Source organism: Delftia lacustris, assembly GCF_040267515.1.
In the GTDB taxonomy this organism is placed as follows: domain Bacteria; phylum Pseudomonadota; class Gammaproteobacteria; order Burkholderiales; family Burkholderiaceae_C; genus Comamonas; species Comamonas tsuruhatensis.
This window is the reverse complement of sequence record NZ_CP141274.1, coordinates 5,536,039-5,554,790: the sequence shown is the minus strand read 5'-3', so window position 1 is coordinate 5,554,790 and position 18,752 is coordinate 5,536,039. Positions and strand designations below refer to the sequence as shown.

The window sequence follows — 18,752 nt, the reverse complement described above, 5'->3', positions numbered from 1 at the left end:
CGTTCAGCTTCTTGTTCGGTGGAAGAAACGGTTCAGTCCGCGGGCGGGCGCGGCCTGATCGCCCGCATGGGCCTGGTGGTGGGTGGTGATCAGCAAGGTGGCGAGCTTGTCCACGGCCTGCACATAGGGCTCCCGCTGCAGGCGGCTGGGCAGCAGCTGGCCCTGGTTGACGGCCTGGGCCAGCTCCCGGCGGCGCTCGGGGATGGTGGCCAGCAGCGGCAGCTGCAGCTGCCTGGCGATCTGCTGGGCCTCCAGTTCGAGCTGGCTGTCGTGCCGGCTGACGATGAGGTGCATGCGATCGCGCTCGATCTTTTGCTCGTCCAGCTGCCGCAGCAGTTCGGTGGTGGAGACCACGCTGGCCACGCTCTGGTCGCAGACCACCCAGACCTGGCTGGCGCGCAGCGCCACGCGCATGGCCAGGTGGGTGGGGACGACGGCGCCCAGGTCGGCAATCACGTGCCGGAAGTACTGGCGCAGGCGCAGCAGCAGGGCATCGACGTCGGCATACGAGACATCGCGCAGGCGGCTGGACTGGCGCGGCAGCGTGAGCATGCGCAGGCCGCTTTCGTGGCGTGACAGGCCGGTGGAGGCCAGGCGCCGGTCGAAGCGGCGCAGGTTGTTGACGGCCTCGATGAAGTCGAAGTCGCCCAATGTGCCCAGGTACAGCCCGCAGTCGCCACTGGGGCTTCCCAGATCAATGAGCAGTCCGTCCAAGGTCTCGTTGCTGATTTCGCGGGGCGTGGCGTCCTGGCCGGGGACGGCTGTCGTGCCGTGCAGACGTTTTTGCAGGTACCACGCCAGGTGCGAGGCCATGAGGCTGCTGCCCAAGCCTGCGCGGGCCGACATGATGGCGGTCAGCGGTGCGCTGGGCATGCTCGGCATTGAAGTCGGCGCGCGCTTGATCAGATCGATCACCGTCTGGTGCGCGGCCTGAACGGGGCCGTCCACATCGAGAAAGTCCTGCACGCCTGCACGCAACGCTGCCAGCATGCATTGCGGATACTTGGTGCGACCCACTGCCACGCAAGGCAGATGGGGATGGGAGACATGCAGCTGTGACGCCAACTGGGCCGCTTCGTCGGTGGACAGGGGATCGAAGTGGATGAAGACCGCGTGGGGCATGTAGCGCTGAACTTGCTCTGCCACGTTGTCGTTGAAGCGTGCCGTGTGCAGCTGGGCGCTGTCCAGCATGCGCTGCATCCAGGACAGCGCCAACGTGCTTTCGGGCGTGCCCGCCTGGATGAACAGCAGTTCCACATGGAGGTCGGGGTCGGAAGGCATTTTCGTCAGGGACGGTGCCTGCAGCGGCTGCACGGATGGAGGTGACTGGGCTGCCGTCTGGCCGGTCTGCGTATTCGAAGAACGCAGGCCCAGCAAGGTCTCCAGCGAAGTGGGCGAGCCGACGGCCGGCGGACCTGGTGGGGCGACGGATGTATCGGAGACGATGGGCTTGCTTGTCATGGATATCAATACGAGAAACCGGGCAGGGCAGAGTTGGGACTCATGCCACCTGCGATGAACGGGCCCCAGACTTGGGACGCGTTGCGTTGCTCGGACTGGGTACCCGGCATCAGGCCGTCCAGATTGGTAGTGGCCGGCAGGGGATGGACCAGGTGCGGCGTGACCACAATCACCAGTTCCGTTTCGTCCTGGGAGTAGCTGAGGTTCTTGAAGAAGGTCCCCAGGATCGGCAGATCGCCCAGCAGCGGTACCTTGTTGACGCTGGATGAGGTCGAGCGGCTTACCAGGCCGCCGATGATGAAGCTCTCGCCATTGGCCAGTTCCACCATGGTGTCAGCCCTGCGTGTCCGTACGGCGGGAACGGATACACCGGCGATGGTGACGCCCGAACTGAAGTCCAGATCGCTGGCCTCGGGTGCGACCTTCAACGCAATGCGCTCATCCGACAGGATGGTGGGTGTCAGTTGGAGCTTGATACCGAATTCTTTGTAGCGAATGGCGATATTGCCGTCTCGGGCCGGCACGGGAATTGGCAGCTCGCCGCCCGCCAGGAAGCTGGCGTTCTGGCCCGTGTGAGCCACCAGAGTGGGCTTGGCCAGGACTCTAGCCAAGCCGTTTCCTTCCAGGATGCCCAGTTGGGCGCGTATGCCCGCACCACTGAAGGCCTTGCCGAAATTCATCACCAGGTTCATGGCGCTGGAGATGGCCGACGAGCCGGAGTCGCTGCCGCCGGTGCCGGCACTGCTAGTGCCTGGGGTGTAGAGCCCGAAACTGAAACCGTGGTTATTGGCTCCTCCGCTGGTGAGGTTGATGCCCGCGCGCCTCATGGCCGCTTTTTTGAATTCCACCACCTGGACATCTACCTGTACGGTGTTGCTGGCAACAGAGATTTGTGCGTTGTCTATCAACGTTGCCTGGCTGGGCGCATTTTGGCGTAGCACTGCCAGGGCTTGCGCATGTTCGGGAAGGGATGACAGGCGCCGGTCCAGTGTCAGGTGCTGGCCCTTGATCTGCACCAGCCAGTTTTGTGGCGAGCCGTTGCGTTGGGGCCAGACCACCAGCGTAGTGCTGCCTGCGGCTTTGGGTGTAAGCAGCAATTGGGCATCGTCCGCTCCACTGCTGGCGGGCGAGCGCAGTACCTTGATATCTAGAACATTGGGATCGCCGACAGCGATACGGCCTGGTATCAGGCCCAACTGCAGCAGATGTTGCCGGCCGGTTATTAGCTGCAGCGCATCGCTGGAAGGAATTTGGTCGGTACGTGGTCCTTGTGTTGGGCTTGCAGGAAGCGCTTGCATCGCTGAGTCCACCTGTGCTTGGGCCGCTGCCGGACCCAGGCAGGCCTGCATAACGGTGGCGCAGCACAGCATCCTGGTAGCCTGTGTTCGCCAGGGGAACTGGCCGAAGGATGCGAAGGGTGGCGAGAGGCGTGGCGTCTGCATGATTGCTCCCTCTTCTTGCTGTTGTCAGTAGTTCACTGTCTGTACGGTGGCGCCGCTGTGTACCTCGACGGCCCGAATACGCGGCTGCTGCGAGACCTTTGCAGCTCCTCCTGAGAAAGGCGCAGTGCGGCCTGCCGCGCGTGATGGCGTACCGGTGGCCAGATCCTTGAAGCGCAAGCCTGCGAATGCACGGTCTGGACCCTGGAGCGGCTGGTTCTTTGCGGAGCGGCCGGTAATCGGCTGCAGCGCCGTGGGCAGGGCAGCGAACAGCGATGGGTCAGGCACCGCCATATCGTCCGGGTGGCGCAACGCCAGTGTGAGCTGGCCGTATTTCTCCGCCAGGGTCAAGCGTTCCACATCCTCCAGTGGCACTGCCAAAACTGCCGTTTGCGCGCTTTCTGGGCGCTGGCCTTGGTCGTCGCGGCTGTTGCGTCGCATTCCGGAGCTGCTGGTTTCCTGCTCTTGTTGAGCCTTGCGCTGTGCTGCAGAAGGTGGGGGATTTTCGACACTGGATGCACCGTAGGCCAGAACGCGGCTGCGGGCCAGCAGAAGCCGCGTCTGTGTGTCCACGGGAGAGCTTTCGGCGCGGCCATCCAGTGTGAAGAAAACATCGACGAAGTCACCCGGGCGCACATGATGGCCAGCGGCCATCTGTTCTTTGATGGCAATGGACAGGGCGCGTTGTCCAGCAGTGAGCTGCAAAGCAAGACTGCTGATCAAATGTTGCTCAAGCAGTGGTGCATCGGCAGCCAGTGCTACCAGTGTGGTGCGGTTCAACACGGCAGCCGTATCCTTGAATCCGTCAGCGGTGGCCGAGGGGTGCTGCACCAGACGGATGTCGTCGGCCGTGATGCGCTGACCAGCTGCGATGGGCCGTGCCGTGACGACGGTGGCATGCTGCTTTGCCGGTTCTGCTCTCCCGCCCACCGACGAGGGAGGGCTGGCTGCAGGCGCTCCTGCAGAAGGCGAGGGCTGGGGTTGGCGGCCCATCATCCAGGCAAGGAATGCGAGACCGATAGCCAACACGATCAGCAGTCCAGCAACAATTCTGGTTAGATGCATGGCTTGTGCTCCCGCGGCTTGAAAACGGTGAAATGACAGAGGGCTGCAGGCTGACCTGTCCGCTGCGGTCTGTGAAGACATGTACTGCCTTGCAGGCCTGAAAGGGGAGGAATGCGTATTGCCGTCATGCTGCCTTTGTGTTTTTTACAGCGAGACATCCATGCGCCACAGCACCCAGATGGCGGCGATGGACAGATAGCCTGCGTAGGGAATGCTGCGTACGGGCCGATATAGTGAAAGCGTGCCGGGCGGTGAGGCGCGGCCGCTTCCATCCGCTGAAAGCAAGGCACTCAGCGGCGCGGGCAGCCAGCCCATAAGCCGCAGCCCCCAGGAGCTGCGCTGCAGGCGGCGCCAGAACAGAACAAGCAATCCATGAAAGCCTGCCAGCAGGCTGCCTCCCAGCCATATGGACAGCAGTTGGGGGGCCAGCCCCGTCCACAGACCTATGACTGCAGCGAACTTGACATCCCCGGCGCCCATCCAGCGCAATGCGTAGAAGGGCAGCAGTGCGGCAAATGCCGCAAGCATGCCTGCCAAGCCGCTCCAAGCAGACGTCTGGAACGGCTGGCCTCCGCTGAACAAGGCTGCCGTGCCCGCGAAGAGGCCCAGCACAACCATCCAGTTGCGCACCTTGCGGTATCGCAAGTCCATGACGGCGACGGTGATCAGCCATAGCAGCAGAATCAGGGATGCAAGCCAGTCGATGTTCATCGCATCAGGTTGGAGGTGTGCCCAGCTGGGTGTTGATGTAGACGAAGAAGGCTTTGAGTTTTTCTCCGATATCGCCGACGGCGACGATGATTGCCACGGCGATGAGGCCGGCGATCAAGCCGTACTCGATGGCGGTGGCGCCTTCCTCGTCTTTCCAGAAGTTCTTGATGATGTCGGTCATGGCATCGTCCTTTCGGTTGCAAAAGCCCATCGTTGTCGATGGCAGCGGCTGGCGATGGGCCCAAGCCGGCCGCTGCACGGGAACCCCTGCTTCCCACTTCACCACTGCTGTCGCGCGGCGGTGGTTTGAAAAGCGTCTGAAATGGGGCGCAACTGCTGCTCAAGGCGCAGCTGGATTCGTTGGGGCATGGCGCTGGCGGACAGGGTGGCCACGGCAGCGTCCATGGGGTCGGGGCGGGTGCGCGAGGGGGCCTGGCCGGGAGCCATGCCGGGCACCGTGCCGGGCGAGGGGTCCGGCGTGCCGCCACCTGCTGGAATGGGTTTTTGCGTGCTGAACAGCGCGTTCAGCCATTGGTCGGGCGGGTCCTGCGGCAGCAGGCGGCCGGTGGTGCGCGCCAGGCGCAGTTCGTTGATGCGCTGGTCGTAGATGGCGTCGGCCTCGTCCAGCAGCAGGCGCTGCATGTCCAGCTGGGCGTCCAGCACCTGGGCCAGGCTGCCGCGGCCGACTTCGAGCAGGCGCCGGCGGCCCTCGAAGGCGGCGCGCGCCTCGCGCACGGCGTCGGCCAGCTGGCTTTCGCGCTGGCGGCCGGACTGGGTGCGGCCCCAGGCGGCGGAGGCGGTCTCGCGCACCTGGCGGCGCACGGTTTCCTGTTGCGCTTCCTGGGCCTGCAGTTCGTTGATGGCCTTGAGGATGCGGTCGCGCAGCTCGAAGCCGTTGCCGAAGTTCCAGCTCAGCTCCACGCCGTAGCGCGTGCCCTCGGCATAGAGCACGCCGCTGGGGTCGCGCGTGTGGGCCACCACGGCGGCAAGGGTGGGAAAGCGCTGGGATTTGCTGCGGTCGACTTCGGCGCGGGCCTTCTCGATCTGCTGCTGCATTTCCTGCAGCTCGGGGCTGACGGCTTCGGACGCCTGCAGGGCCGAGTCTTCGCTGGCCGGCATCCATTGCTCGGGCACATTGAGCTGGGGCAGCCAGCCGGCCTGGGGCGTGAAGCCGAAGTAGCGCGTGAAGCGGGCCAGCGCATCCATGCGCTGCGACTCCAGCGCATGCTGCTGGGCCAGGGCGCCGGCCTGGCGCGAGGCGGCCTGGCGCAGGTCGTTGCGGCCCACGGCGCCCAGTTCGGCGCGGCGCTCCTCGATGCGCGCGAGCTGGCCGATGATGCGTGCCGACTCGGCCGCCACGCGCGCCTTGTCCTCGAAGCGGTGCAGCTCCAGCAGGGCGGTCAGTGCCTCCAGCAGCACGTTCTGGCGCGTGCCGTAGAGTACGCTGCCCTGGGCCGCTTCCTGCGATTCGGCCGAGCGGATGCCCGCGCCGATGGCTCCGCCATCGAGCAGGGCCATGCGCACTTCGGCATTGACGGCGGTGTACGACTCGCGGCCCCGGCGGAGCTTGGCATCGCCCGTGTTGGTGCCCACCTTGAAGGTGGGCCAGCGCGCGCCGCGCGCGGTGTTCACGTCATGCCCGGCCGATTCCAGCGCGGCGCGCGCCTTGCGCACGTCGGGGTATTCGTCGAGCAGGGCGTAGAGGGCATCGAGCAGGCGGCGCTGCCCGCTGTCGCTGGCCAGGGTGCCGGGCGTGAGCTGCTGGGCCAGGCGCAGGACCACGGCGTCGGGTACCGGGACGGATGCGGGTTCGGGTGAAGGTGCGGGTGCGTGAGCGGAGTCCGCCGTGCCCGCCGCAGCCGTGGTGGCCAGGTCCGGTTCCTCGGCCGCCATGGGCGCGGCCTCAGCCTGCAGCGCCTGCAGGGCCGATACGCAGCAGGCAGCGGCCAGCAGCTGGCGCAGCCGGGCGTGCCAGCCTGTGGTGGGAGTGGACGGGCGGCCTTGCATCAGGGCTCCCGGAAGGCTTCGCTCTGGATGCGCAGCACGGGCCGCAGCAAGTACCAGATAAAGGGTTCGTGGCCCAGCAACAGGTCGAGCTCGGCCTGCATGCCGGTGGTGATGCGGTTGTCGGTGCGGCCCACCCAGGGCTGCTCCAGGCTGGCCTGGATGCGGAAGTACGAGGGCGAGTCGGCCAGGTTGGGGTCGCGGTCGGCATCGGCGGCCACCAGGGTGACCTGGCCGGGCACCGAGCCGTAGCGCAGGAAATCGTAGGCCGAGATCTTCACCCGGGTGGGCTGGCCGGTGCGCACGTAGCCACGGTCGGCGGGGCTCAGGCGTGCTTCGACGATGACCTCGTCCTTGTCGGGCACGACTTCGAGGATGGGCTCGCCGGGCTTGACCACCCAGCCTGCACCCGAGCTGCGCAGTCCCTTGACGAAGCCGCTGGTGGGCGCCAGCACGGCGGTGCGCGTGCGCTGGGTCCGGGCGCGCACCAGGTCTTCGTTGAGGCTGGCCAGCTCGCGTTCGGTCTGGGCCAGTTCGTCGGAGGCGCGGCGGCGGAAGGCGCCCTGGGTCTCCTGCAGCTTGGCCTGGGCCTGCTCGATCTTGGCGCGGTTGCTGAACAGCGTCTGGCGCGATGCCGCCAGCTCGGCGCGGACCTGCTCCAGCGCCCGCTGCTTGTCCAGCACTTCCAGCTGGCCGATCAGCTGCTCGGCGGCGAGCTGCCCGGCAATGGAGGCTTCCTGCTGGTGCAGGCGCAGATTGGTCTCCAGCCCCTCGATGCGGGCCTGGACCTGGGCCACGTCGCCGCGTGCCTGCTGCAGCTGGGCCTGGGCCGCGGCAATGCTGCCCTGGTGTTCCAGCGCGCGGGCCGAGAAGGCGCCCAGCTCGGCCTGGACCACCTGCGGGTCCAGGTCGGCCGGGAAACTGGCGCGCTGCAGCGGCCTGCCCTGGCTTTCCGCGCCCAGCCGTACCTTGACCGCCTGGGCCGTGGCCATGCGCGCCGTGAGCTGTTCGAGGTTGAGGCTGTTGCCGCCCAGGTCGATCTCCAGCAGGGGCTGGCCCTGGGTCACGGCCTGGCCTTCGCGCACATGGACGGCGGTGACGATGCCGCCTTCCAGATGCTGCACGGTCTGCACGCGGTCGGAGGGGATGACCTGGCCGCTGGCCACCACCACGTTCTCCACGGGATAGAACAGGCCGGTGATCACCAGCGCGGTGACCGGGATGGCGAGCAGCCACTTGCCGCGCGCCAGGCCTGCCCAGCGCGATACGGGGGGCGTTGCGGGTGGCGTTGCGCCGGATGCATCCGCGCCGGCCCCGGCCGGCCCGGCCTCGAGCGGGCGGGATGGCTGGTGCGACTGGCGCAGCACCAGGGGCAGATCGTCGTAGCGGCCGGCTCTCATGAGGCAAGCTCCGGCGCCACGGCGGGCTGGTCGGGGTGCGGGGCCTTGTCTGCGGGTGCGGGGGCCGCTGCGGGCACGGCGGCCTCGCGTGCCGTGCCGAACAGCTGGGGCAGCAGTTGCTGGGGCGAGCCATGCTCGATGCCGCCATCGCCGCGCACATGGTAGAGGTGCTGGGCCATGGAGGCCACGCGCAGCGAGTGCGTGACGACGATGACCGTGTGCTTGAGCGCAATCTGCCGCAGTGTCTGCAGCAGGGCGGTTTCGCTCTCGAAGTCCAGGTCGTTGCTGGGCTCGTCCAGGATCAGCACGGAGGGGTTGCGCAGGAACAGCTGGGCCAGGGCCAGCTTGCGCAGCTCGCCCGCCGACAGGCCCGCGCCGCCTTCGCCCAGCACCGTCTGGTAGCCCTGGGGCAGGCGGCTGATGAAGCCATGCGCGCCCGAGATCTGGCAGGCGGTGACGATCTTGTGGTCGTCGGCATCGGGGTTGACCATGCGTAGCCCGTCCACGATGGGGCCGCTGAACCAGTACACCTGCTGGGCCAGGCAGCCTATCCAGCGGCCCAGCTCGGCGCGCGGGAACTGGGCCATGTCGTATTCATCGATGAAGATGCGGCCCTGCGTGGGCTGGTAGAGCCCTGCCAGCAGCTTGGCCAGGGTGGACTTGCCGGCGCCGTTGCGCCCCACGATGGCGTGCAGCCCGCCGGGGCCGATCTCCAGCGAGGCCTGCTCCAGCGCCACATGGCCGCCCGGATAGTGGAAGCTGGCCTGGTCCAGGCGCAGCCGGCCCTGGGGACGCGGCAGGTCCACGGTCTCGGCCGTGATTTCGACGGGCTCCTCCAGCACGGACTGCAGGCGGCGTGCGGCCTCGTTGGCCTGGGCCAGCGAGCGCCAGTTGCTGGCCAGCTGCGAGATGGGGCCCAGCGCCTTGCCCGACAGCAGGTTCACGGCCATCAGGCTGCCGATGCTCATCCACTGCGCATTGATGGCAATGGCACCCACGGTGATCACCGCGATGGAGAACAGCGTCAGCAGCACGGTGCTGGCTTCGCGCGCGTTTTCCATCTCGCCGTTCTTGCCGAAGCTCTCGGCCAGCCAGCGGTCATAGCCGTTTTGCCAGTTCTGGCGCGCGGCGGCGTCGTAGCCCAGCACCTTCAGCGTGGCGCGGGCGTTGCAGACTTCGGCCGTGCCCCGGTCCAGCATGCGGGCCTGGGCGATTTCCTCCACGCGGCCGCTGCGCACCTCGTCGGCCCACCACCAGGCCAGCACGCCCATGATGAGCATGGCCACCAGGATCACCGGCAGCACGGGCCAGGCAATGATGCCGATGACCACCAGGGCCAGCAGGGCCATGGGCAGGTCCAGCAGCGAGGTCGCCAGGCCCCCGGACATGCCCGAGCGCATGGCGCTCACGTCGCGGAACAGCTGCAGCCACTGGCTGGAAGAGCGCTGCTCCAGCGCGGCCAGCGGGTGGCGCAGCATGGAATGCATCAGCGCCTGGGAGACATCGCGGTCGATCATGGCGCCGGCTTCGCGCAGGGCGCGGGCGCGCTGGCGGCGCAGCCACCATTCCAGGCCCAGGAAGCACAGCACGCCGGCCACCATGGCCGTGAGCGTGGCCGTGCCGCCGCGTGCAATGACGCGGTTGTAGACCTGCAGCAGGAAGATGGATGGCAACAGGCCCAGCACACTGATGGGCAGGGACAGCCACGCGGCACGGCGCAGCTGGTGAGCGGCCCGGTCGAAGGACTCGGCGATGGCAGTTGCAAAAGCCCCCACCGTCTCCGTTCCCGACGGCATCGCCGTGGCCTTGGCCAACTGGCGGGGAAGAAGGTATCGGATCATGTTCTGATGGGCTTAGTAAACGTCTTTACAAAATGTAAAGGCGCTCGTTTCCCAAATACTGTAGCGAGTTATATACAGTCCTCTATAAGTTTTATTCAATCAATAATGCATGTTCATTTGATTTTGATGTGGATCAAAGCGGATGGCGGGGCTGGATGCTATTAGGTGGGCCCCGTGTCCACTGAAACTGTCTCGTATGGCATCTGCGGCCAGGGCCAGATTGGTAGTGGCGCGGCCTGCCAACAAAACCGTGTCGCCTTTATGGGTTGTACGAAGAAGTGAACAGATCAATTGATTGAGATCGTCATACCAATTGACGTGCAGAAGATCTGCCAGCGCCGCCGCCAGCTGCCGCAGCGGCTCACCGTACAGCAGCACGCGCCGGGCCTGGGCCGCGCGCACCAGCGGCTCCAGCGCCAGCTGTGCAGTGTCCATGCTGACCTGGCCCGGCTGTATGCCGGCCAGCACGATCAGCCTGCGGCTGACATGGGGGGCGTGCTCCTGCAGCTGGGAAAAAGCAGCATGCATGGACAGTAAGTGGTTGCTCAGGCTATGGTCCAGCAGGCAGATCCCACTGGGCAGCAGCTGCGGCTGGCCGGCGCCGATCAGCGGCCGCCAGTGCGCGAGCGAGGCCTGGACCTGTGCAGGCGCATAGCCCAGCGCATGCATGGCGGCCAGCGCGGCCTGAGCATTGCGGGCCATGTGGTGGCCATCCGATTGCAGGGAAATCCCGAGGCGCCGGTTGTCTATGCTTATTTGCAGATTTCCATTGTGAAACCCCATTTCACGGACCTGCGCATTGGAATGCGGACCGAAGGTGATGAGACGCATTCCCATGCGTTGGGCATTCTCAATAATGCACGGGTTTTCACCTATGTCTTGTTCGATCACCAATGCACTGCCTTTGTGCATGTGCTGCATGGCTTCCACGACTTCCTGCAGCGCCTCGTATTTGCGGCAGGCGGACAGACCGGCCGGTCCGCACTGCTCGGAATCACCAGTACTGGGGATGTCATTAATTGAAAGATTAGTAATAACCAGAATGTCCGGATCAATCAGCGGCAGATCTCCACGCAGTGCCTGCAATGGCAGCTCCAGCAGGGCGCAGGGTGCTGCCTCGCTCCAGTTGATCATCTGCAGCGCCGTGCCCTGGGACAGCAGGGCGTCGCCCCGTGCATCGCCGCCGTCCTGCAGGCATTGGCGCAGCATGCCCAGGGTGGATGTCTTGCCCACGCAGCCGCTGACCGCGATCACGGGCGCCTGGATGCGGCGCCGGGCGGCCTGCGCCAGGCTGCGCAAACCTTCCTGTATGTCGGGCACATGCAGCACGGGCACGCCATGGTGCAGCAGGCCCTGCGGGCTGCTGCTGATCAGGGCCGAGGCCCGCAGCGTGGGCAGCGCGGCGGCCTGCACGCCCAGGGCCATGCCGGCACGCCGCACCAGCACGGCGGCGCCGGGCTGATGGTGCAGGCGGCTGGCGTCCAGCCCCGCGCAGCAGGTGCCGGTACCTCTGCCTTGCGCTGACGGGGCATCCAGCCAGCGTCCGTTCATCAGCTCGGCCAGTGCATGGCCTTCCCAGGACATGGACGGGTACAGGGTCCCGGCCGCGGGCGAGAAAGCCGGCCGGCCCGCGGCCTCGCCGTCGCGCGCCCCCGGCAAGCAGGCCCTGGCAGGGCTGCCGTCCGCATCCGGGCCATTGCCGGCCTGCGCAGGCACGGCCTCGCCTTCGCCTTCGCCTTCGGTTTCGTGCTCCGGTTCGGTTTCGGCCACTGCGTGGCTGGCAGCCGAGCGCAGTGCCTGGGCCAGCGCGTCCAGCAGCTCCAGGCCGGCCAGGCTGGATGCCAGCAGCCAGGCGATTTCGCGCGGGGACTGCAGCACCTGGCGCAGGCTGGCGTCGGCAAAGGCGGCATGGCGGCGCCGGGCGGGCGGCAGGTACAGCGCCTGTTCCGGCCAGATGGCGCGCTGGGCCAGGGCCTGCAGATGGCGCTGCAGGCCGATCTGCCACTGGCGCAGCAGGTCCGTGGGCTGTGGCTCCAGGCCAGCGTCGAGCTGCAGGCTTTCGACCAGTGCAATGCCTATCCAGCGAGCGCAGGGGTCGTCGGCCTGCCCGCCAGGGCGGTCATCGGGGCCGCCGGGCATGCGCAGCAGCGGCGGCAGCGCGGCCTGCAGGAAGGCGGCGGGCAGGACGGCCGTCTCGGGCAGGGCGCTGCGCGCCGCACGCAGCGTGGGGCTGTCGCTGGTGGGCGGGCGGGAGCTGGCATAGGCATGCATGGCCAGTTCGGCCCAGCTCAGCAGGGGCTGGCCGCTGCGGGATGCATCGGCGTGGGCCGCAGCCTCGGCCTTGGTGGCGCTGGCCGACGCGGCCGCGGTGGACAGCAGGCTTTCCGCCAGCGGGTCCATCAGCGCCGGAATGCGGGCGCGGGCCTGGCTGTCGGCCCCCGGCCCCAGCACAAAACTGTTGCGCAGGTGGCGGGCCAGCACCAGCATGGCCAGCGCGCCGGACAGGCAGTCGCCGGGCAGCGGCTGCAGCCGCTGCTCCACGTGGCCCATGGCCAGCGCAATGGCCTGCGCCAGTGCGGCGCTGCCCGCATGGCGCTGGGCCTGCAGCAGGGCGTAGGTCACGCCCAGGTGGTCGCACACGTCTTCGCAACCGGGCCAGCTCCCTTCCTTGCCCTGTTGCGCCAGCAGCTGCTGGACCGCGGCGTGCACGGGCACGAGGTGTGGCCACAGGCGCTGCTGCGGCGGGTCGGTTCGCGGCACGGCCAGGGCGGGATGCTCACCGCTGATGTACATGCCGCGCAGGTGCAGCAGCAGGCAGGGGGGATGCAGGGGGCGTGGGAGGGGGGGCTCATCGTCGGGTGCGCCGGCAGCCCCACCCTGGGGCGGATCGGGCAGCAAGGGGTGCAGCAACTGCGCGCGCTCCAGGCTGGCATCGGCCAGGGCAAGGGAGCGCAGGGGCATCTCGGTCCAGGCACGGCAATCGGGCAGGGGACTGTCCGCCTCCAGGGGTGTGATGTCCTGGACCCAGTCGATGCGCAGATCGACCTCATCGCGCTTGCGGGCCCAGGCCCACTGGCGCACGCGGGTCGCCCCCTCGCGCCAGGCGGCCTCCAGCGTGGTGGCGCGTACATGGAAGACGGAGGCGGCCTTGTTCTCGGCCGCCACCGTGAAGAAAAGAATGCAGCCGGGGTAGGGCTCGGGCAGCAACACCATGTGCCGTGCCAGGTACTCCAGGCCATTTGCCAATTGCTGCGACAACATGCTCTCGGCCTCGGTCAAGGTCAGTGGGAGGCTGCGCTTCCCGTGGGGACGGGACGCCGGGCTGCGGTGCGCTGACCGCGTACGGATCTGTTCTTTCATGGCGGCCCGGCGGCAGGCGAGTGCGGAGCGCGGCGGCTCAGCGGTAGTCGAATTCCACGCGCCGGTTGCGCTGGTGGGCGTCTTCGCTCGTGCCTTCGTCGGCCAGCCGCTCCTTGCCGTAGCTGACGGACTCCACGCGGGCCGGATTCACGCCCAGCAGCTGCAGGCTGTTGCGCACCGCGTCGGCACGTTTTTGGCCGAGCGCCAGGTTGTATTCGATGCCGCCGCGCCTGTCCGTATGGCCGCGCAGCATCACCGAGCGGCCGGGATTGCTGCGCAGCCACTGCGCATGGCTTTCCACGATGGCCCGGTCGCTGCTGCGGATGGTGTAGGCGTCAAAGTCGAAGTAGACGATGTGGGCGACATTGGCGGGACCGCGCTGGTCGGCCTGGCTCGTGGCCACCACGGGTGCGACGCCGGAGCTGGCCGGCGCAGGCGCCGGGGCCTTGCCGAAGGCGTAGTGGTGTTCGGAACGCTGCGTGCTGGTGGTGGCGGTGGAACCGCAGGCGGCCAGGCCTGCGGCCAGCAGCACGATGGTGCACAGCCTGAGAGTGTGTGACATGGAAAATCTCCTGGGACGTGCGCCGCCACCGCGAGGCGGCGGCGCAGGGAAGGAATGCGGCGCCCGCAGGCGCCGCTGCAGCTCACAGCAGGGCGTTGTGGTGCAACTGCTGCGTCAACACGCTGGCTGCTGCATCGGCCGTGCTGCTGGCATGGCTGCTGATGGAGGTGGCAATCGGATCCAGCTCGGCCGCAGAGGCCGTTGCCGCTTGCGAAGTGCCGCCCAGAAGGCCTCCGAGCAGTCCGCCACCGGACGATCCCCCCAGCAGCCCGCCCAGCAGGCCGCCGCCACTGCTGCCGCCACCCAGCAGTCCGCTGACGATGCCGTTGTCGCCGACGACCGTGTTGACCACACCGCTGACGATGCCGTTGTCGCCAGCCACGGTGTCGAGCACGCCGCTGACGATGCCGTTGTCGCCGGCCACCGTGTCCAGCACGCCGCTGACGACGCCGTTGTCACCGGCCACGGTCTCCAGCAGGCCGCCGACCAGTCCGGTGTCGCCCGTGAGGCCGCCCAGCAGGCCACCGTCGCCGCCGAGCAGCCCGCCGACGATGCCGTTGTCGCCGGCCACGGTGTCGAGCAGGCCGCCGACCAGGCCGGTGTCGCCCGTGAGGCCGCCCAGCAGGCCACCGTCGCCGCCGAGCAGGCCGCCGACGATGCCGTTGTCGCCGGCCACGGTGTCGAGCAGGCCGCCGACCAGTCCGGTGTCGCCCGTGAGGCCGCCCAGCAGGCCACCGTCGCCGCCGAGCAGGCCGCCAACGATGCCGTTGTCGCCGGCCACGGTCTCCAGCAGGCCGCCGACCAGGCCGGTGTCGCCCGTGAGGCCGCCCAGCAGGCCACCGTCGCCGCCGAGCAGGCCGCCAACGATGCCGTTGTCGCCGGCCACGGTCTCCAGCAGGCCGCCGACCAGTCCGGTGTCGCCCGTGAGGCCACCCAGCAGGCCACCGTCGCCGCCGACCACGCCGCCAACCACGCCGCCCAGTAGGCCGTCGCCTCCCGTCAGACCGGCCAGCACGCCGTTGACGGTGCCGATCACCGGCTGCAGTGCCTGGCCCTGGACCTGCGTCAGGCCGTTGGCCAGGTCCGTCACCACGCCCAGCGGGCCGCCGTTCACCTGGGTCACGCCTTCGACCAGGCCCGTGACCACGGACAGGGCGCCGGTGCCGGGGTTGATCACCGCATCCAGCACCTGGCCCACAGGCGCTCCGGCCGTGCCGCCGAGCAGGTCATCGACGGTGTTCTGCACCGTGGTGATCAGGCCTTCGCCGCTGCCTGTGCCGCCACCCGGAACCAGGCCGCCCAGCAGCCCGCCGACCAGGCCGTCCTCGCCGAGCACGCCACCCAGCAGGCCGCCGTCGCCGCCGAGCAGGCCGCCGACCAGGCCGTCATCGCCGAGCACGCCACCCAGCAAGCCGCCGTCACCGCCGAGCAAGCCGCCGACCAGGCCGTCGTCGCCGAGCACGCCACCCAGCAAGCCGCCGTCACCGCCGAGCAAGCCACCGACCAGGCCGTCGTCGCCAAGGACGCCACCCAGCAGGCCGCCGTCACCGCCGAGCAAGCCACCGACCAGGCCGTCGTCGCCAAGCACGCCACCCAGCAAGCCGCCGTCACCGCCCAGCAGGCCACCGACCAGGCCGTCGTCGCCGAGCACGCCGCCCAGCAGGCCGCCGTCACCGCCGACCACGCCGCCCAGCAGGCCGTCGCCTCCCGTCAGACCGGCCAGCACGCCATTGACGGTGCCGATCACCGGCTGCAGTGCCTGGCCCGGGACCTGCGTGAGGCCGTTGGCCAGGTCCGTCACCACACCCAGCGGACCGCCGTTGACCTGGGTCACGCCTTCCACCAGACCCGTGACCACGGACAGGGCGCCGGTGCCGGGGTCGATCAGCGCATCCAGTACCTGGCCCACAGGCGCTCCGGCCGTGCCGCCGAGCAGGTCGCCAACGGTGTTCTGCACCGTGGTGACAAGGCCGTCGCCGCTGCCTGTGCCGCCGCCCGGAACCAGGCCGCCCAGCAGGCCGCCGACCAGGCCGTCTTCGCCAAGCACGCCACCCAGCAGGCCGCCGTCACCGCCGAGCAGGCCGCCGACCAGGCCGTCGTCGCCAAGGACGCCACCCAGCAGGCCACCGTCACCGCCCAGCAAGCCGCCGACCAGGCCGTCGTCGCCAAGGACGCCACCCAGCAGGCCACTGTCACCGCCCAGCAGGCCGCTGACCAGCTCGCCGATGCCGCCTTCACCCAGGCCGCTACCCAGGCCGGCAATCAGGCCGTTGAGGGTTCCGATCACGGGCTGCAGTGCCTGGCCATCGACCTGGGTCAGGCCATTGACCAGTTCGGTCAGCACGCCCAGGGGGCCGCCGTCCACGCTGGTCAGGCCTTCCAGCAGGCCGGTGACGACCGAGGCCGTTCCATCGGTGGGATTGGCCAGCGCGTCCAGCAGTTGGCCCACAGGGGCTGCGACGGTGCCGCCGAGCAGGCCGTCCACCACGTCCTGGACCGTGGTGACCAGGCCGTCACCGCTGCCGCCTCCCGTGCCGCCCGGGATCAGGCCGCCCAGCAGGCCGTCGACCAGTTCACCGATGCCGCCTTCACCCAGGCCGCTGCCCAGGCCGGCAATCAGGCCGTTGAGGGTGCCGATCACCGGCTGCAGGGCCTGGCCGTCCACCTGGGTCAGGCCGTTGACCAGTTCGGTCAGCACGCCCAGGGGGCCACCGTCCACGCTGGTCAGGCCTTCCAGCAGGCCGGTGACGACCGAGGCCGTTCCATCGGTGGGATTGGCCAGCGCGTCCAGCAGTTGGCCCACAGGGGCTGCGACGGTGCCGCCGAGCAGGCCGTCCACCACGTCCTGGACCGTGGTGACCAGGCCTTCTCCCGTGCCGCCACCCGTGCCGCCGCCGGGCACCAATCCACCCAGCAGGCTGCCGACCAGTCCGCCGAGCCCATCTTCGCCCAGGCCGTTGCCCAGGCCGGCAATCAGCTCGTTGAGCGTGCCGATCACCGGGGCCAGGCCTTCGCCGTCCACCTGGGTGAGGCCGTTGACCAGTTCGGTCAGCACACCCAGGGGGCCGCCCTCGACATTGGTCAGGTTCTCCAGCGCGCCGGTCACGGTGGACAGCAGTCCGTCCGTGGGGTTGGCCAGGGCATCCAGCAACTGGCCCACAGGCGCTGCCACCGTGCCGCCCAGCAGGCCGTCCACGACGTCCTGCACGGACGTGACCACCCCGCTGTCAGGCGTGCCGGGCGGGTTGCCCGTTCCGCCGCCCACCAGGCCGCCCAGCAGGCCACCCACGCCGGCGAGCAGGCCGCCCAGCGCGCCGTCTTCGTCGAGCAGGCCGCCGAGCACGTTGTCCACTACCGTGCCTATGGAGCCGCCGGAGCCCGCTTCGTCCAGGCCCTTGAGCAGCTCATTGAGCGTGCTGATCAGGGGCTCCAGGCCCTGGTTCTGGATGTTGACCAGGCCGTCCACCAGCTCGGTGAGCACGCCCAGCGGCCCGCCATTGGTGCTGGTCAGGCTCTCCAGCAGGCCTGTCACCCCGGACAGCGTGCCGCTGCCGGGATTGACCAGCGTATCGATCAGGTTGCCCACCGGGCCGGCGACCGTGCCACCGGACAGCGCACCCACCACGTCCTGCACGGAGGTGATCAGGCCGTGGCCGTCCGTGGGATCCGTCGGATTGGTGGGGTCCGTGGGATTGGTCGGATTGGTCGGGTTCGTCGGGTCCGTGGGATTGGTGGGGTTGGTCGGGTTGGTGGGATCCGTGGGGTTGGTCGGATTGGTGGGGTTCGTAGGATTGGTCGGGTTCGTGGGATCCGTGGGGTTGGTCGGATTGGTGGGGTTCGTAGGATTGGTCGGGTTCGTGGGATCCGTGGGGTTGGTCGGATTGGTGGGATTCGTGGGGTTGGTCGGGTTCGTGGGATCCGTGGGGTTGGTCGGGTTCGTGGGATCCGTGGGGTTGGTCGGATTGGTGGGGTTCGTGGGGTTGGTCGGGTTCGTGGGATCCGTGGGGTTGGTCGGATTGGTCGGGTTCGTAGGATTGGTCGGGTTCGTGGGATCCGTGGGATTGGTCGGATTGGTGGGGTTCGTAGGGTTGGTCGGGTTCGTCGGATCCGTGGGATTGGTCGGATTCGTAGGATTCGTCGGGTTGGTGGGATCCGTCGGATTGGTCGGGTTGGTCGGGTTCGTGGGATTGGTCGGATTCGTGGGATCCGTGGGGTTGGTCGGATTCGTGGGATCGGTCGGCACCGGGGGGGCTGGGTCGTCGTCGTCGTTGCTGGCTGCGGCGATCAGGCCCACGCCGCCCGCGCCGATCAGGCCGGCCAGCAGGAAGTCGCTGAGCACGGAGCCGCCGGCTGCGGCTGCGGCGCTTTCCTTGGTCACGATCAGGCCCACGGCGTCACCGTCACTGGCGGGCGCCACCTGGACGTTGCCAGAGGCCAGGTCCAGCACCATGGCGCCTGCGCCATCACCCTCGCGCTGGGCCAGCGTGGCCTGGGTGCCGCCCTCGAAGGTGCCGACCAGGGTCTGGCCGTCCTTGCCCTGGAACAGCGCCTTGGCGCTGCCATCGGCGGGCACGATGATCTTGTCGCCGACCTGCAGGGCACTGCCCGGCTGGGCCATCAGGGTTTCCCCATTGCGCACGATCTGCACGCCCGGGCTGACCTGGGACAGCGTGACGGGAGGCGTGCCCCGGGGCATGACCGCTGCGGCTGCGCCGGGCTGCATGTTCGACGTATTGAGCTGCGCAAGCACAACGCTGGAGGGCTGCGGGTCACCGAACTGCACGGGGCTGACGGTGGTGTTGCCGGTGGGCTGCATCGATTGGGCGGTCATTTACTCTCTCCAGACAAGGGTTGAGACGACAAGGTCAGACGGTGGCTTGGAAGCCGTGAAAAATCTGTCGAGCCCTTT

The 18,752-nt window shown here is 68.3% G+C and carries 11 protein-coding genes; all 11 read right to left on the bottom strand.

Annotated elements, in window-relative coordinates:
- Window positions 1-3: 3 nt before the first annotated feature.
- The 11 genes from U6958_RS26870 to U6958_RS26820 all read right to left on the bottom strand — a co-directional run bounded on the left by U6958_RS26870 (window position 4) and on the right by U6958_RS26820 (window position 18,674).
- Window positions 4-1,461 (bottom strand): pilus assembly protein CpaE, encoded by a 1,458-nt coding sequence (locus U6958_RS26870; RefSeq protein ID WP_074921713.1) that lies wholly within the window; start codon window positions 1,459-1,461, stop codon window positions 4-6.
- A gap of 5 nt (window positions 1,462-1,466) precedes the next feature.
- On the bottom strand, window positions 1,467-2,903 hold the full coding sequence (locus U6958_RS26865; protein ID WP_074921654.1) for a type II and III secretion system protein family protein: 1,437 nt from the start codon (window positions 2,901-2,903) through the stop codon (window positions 1,467-1,469).
- A gap of 24 nt (window positions 2,904-2,927) precedes the next feature.
- Window positions 2,928-4,046: a Flp pilus assembly protein CpaB gene (cpaB, locus tag U6958_RS26860; protein ID WP_244160473.1), complete on the bottom strand. Its 1,119-nt coding sequence runs from the start codon at window positions 4,044-4,046 to the stop codon at window positions 2,928-2,930.
- 63 nt (window positions 4,047-4,109) lie between these two features.
- Entirely contained in the window at window positions 4,110-4,676 is a 567-nt protein-coding gene (locus U6958_RS26855; protein ID WP_074921650.1) for a prepilin peptidase, read from the bottom strand.
- 4 nt (window positions 4,677-4,680) lie between these two features.
- The gene (locus U6958_RS26850) at window positions 4,681-4,857 is read right to left on the bottom strand and encodes a Flp family type IVb pilin (RefSeq protein WP_074921711.1); all 177 of its coding nucleotides are present in this window, start codon (window positions 4,855-4,857) and stop codon (window positions 4,681-4,683) included.
- Between the two features lie 98 nt (window positions 4,858-4,955).
- Window positions 4,956-6,683 (bottom strand): TolC family protein, encoded by a 1,728-nt coding sequence (locus U6958_RS26845; RefSeq protein ID WP_074921649.1) that lies wholly within the window; start codon window positions 6,681-6,683, stop codon window positions 4,956-4,958.
- Window positions 6,683-8,080, bottom strand: a complete 1,398-nt coding sequence (locus tag U6958_RS26840; protein ID WP_016454541.1) for an HlyD family type I secretion periplasmic adaptor subunit — start codon at window positions 8,078-8,080, stop codon at window positions 6,683-6,685. Before U6958_RS26840 ends, U6958_RS26845 begins: the two co-directional genes overlap by 1 nt.
- Window positions 8,077-9,921 carry a peptidase domain-containing ABC transporter gene (locus U6958_RS26835; protein WP_074921647.1) on the bottom strand — a complete coding sequence of 615 codons (1,845 nt, stop codon included), beginning with the start codon at window positions 9,919-9,921 and terminating at the stop codon, window positions 8,077-8,079. The genes U6958_RS26840 and U6958_RS26835 overlap by 4 nt, the downstream gene beginning before the upstream one ends.
- A 99-nt stretch (window positions 9,922-10,020) precedes the next feature.
- Complete coding sequence (locus U6958_RS26830) at window positions 10,021-13,182, bottom strand: Mur ligase (protein WP_074921708.1); 3,162 nt, start codon at window positions 13,180-13,182, stop codon at window positions 10,021-10,023.
- A 136-nt stretch (window positions 13,183-13,318) separates the two neighbouring features.
- Entirely contained in the window at window positions 13,319-13,843 is a 525-nt protein-coding gene (locus U6958_RS26825) for an OmpA family protein (protein WP_016450685.1), read from the bottom strand.
- 82 nt (window positions 13,844-13,925) lie between these two features.
- The gene (locus U6958_RS26820) at window positions 13,926-18,674 is read right to left on the bottom strand and encodes a hypothetical protein (RefSeq protein ID WP_074921646.1); all 4,749 of its coding nucleotides are present in this window, start codon (window positions 18,672-18,674) and stop codon (window positions 13,926-13,928) included.
- Between the last annotated feature and the right edge of the window lie 78 nt (window positions 18,675-18,752).

Coding starts and splice junctions, on each gene's coding strand:
- U6958_RS26845 (WP_074921649.1), bottom strand. CDS start 6,683: ATGCAAGGCCGCCCGTCCACTCCCACCACAGGCTGGCACGCCCGGCTG.
- U6958_RS26825 (WP_016450685.1), bottom strand. CDS start 13,843: ATGTCACACACTCTCAGGCTGTGCACCATCGTGCTGCTGGCCGCAGGC.
- U6958_RS26870 (WP_074921713.1), bottom strand. CDS start 1,461: ATGACAAGCAAGCCCATCGTCTCCGATACATCCGTCGCCCCACCAGGT.
- U6958_RS26835 (WP_074921647.1), bottom strand. CDS start 9,921: ATGATCCGATACCTTCTTCCCCGCCAGTTGGCCAAGGCCACGGCGATG.
- U6958_RS26830 (WP_074921708.1), bottom strand. CDS start 13,182: ATGTTGTCGCAGCAATTGGCAAATGGCCTGGAGTACCTGGCACGGCAC.
- U6958_RS26855 (WP_074921650.1), bottom strand. CDS start 4,676: ATGAACATCGACTGGCTTGCATCCCTGATTCTGCTGCTATGGCTGATC.
- U6958_RS26840 (WP_016454541.1), bottom strand. CDS start 8,080: ATGAGAGCCGGCCGCTACGACGATCTGCCCCTGGTGCTGCGCCAGTCG.
- cpaB (WP_244160473.1), bottom strand. CDS start 4,046: ATGTCTTCACAGACCGCAGCGGACAGGTCAGCCTGCAGCCCTCTGTCA.
- U6958_RS26820 (WP_074921646.1), bottom strand. CDS start 18,674: ATGACCGCCCAATCGATGCAGCCCACCGGCAACACCACCGTCAGCCCC.
- U6958_RS26865 (WP_074921654.1), bottom strand. CDS start 2,903: ATGCAGACGCCACGCCTCTCGCCACCCTTCGCATCCTTCGGCCAGTTC.
- U6958_RS26850 (WP_074921711.1), bottom strand. CDS start 4,857: ATGACCGACATCATCAAGAACTTCTGGAAAGACGAGGAAGGCGCCACC.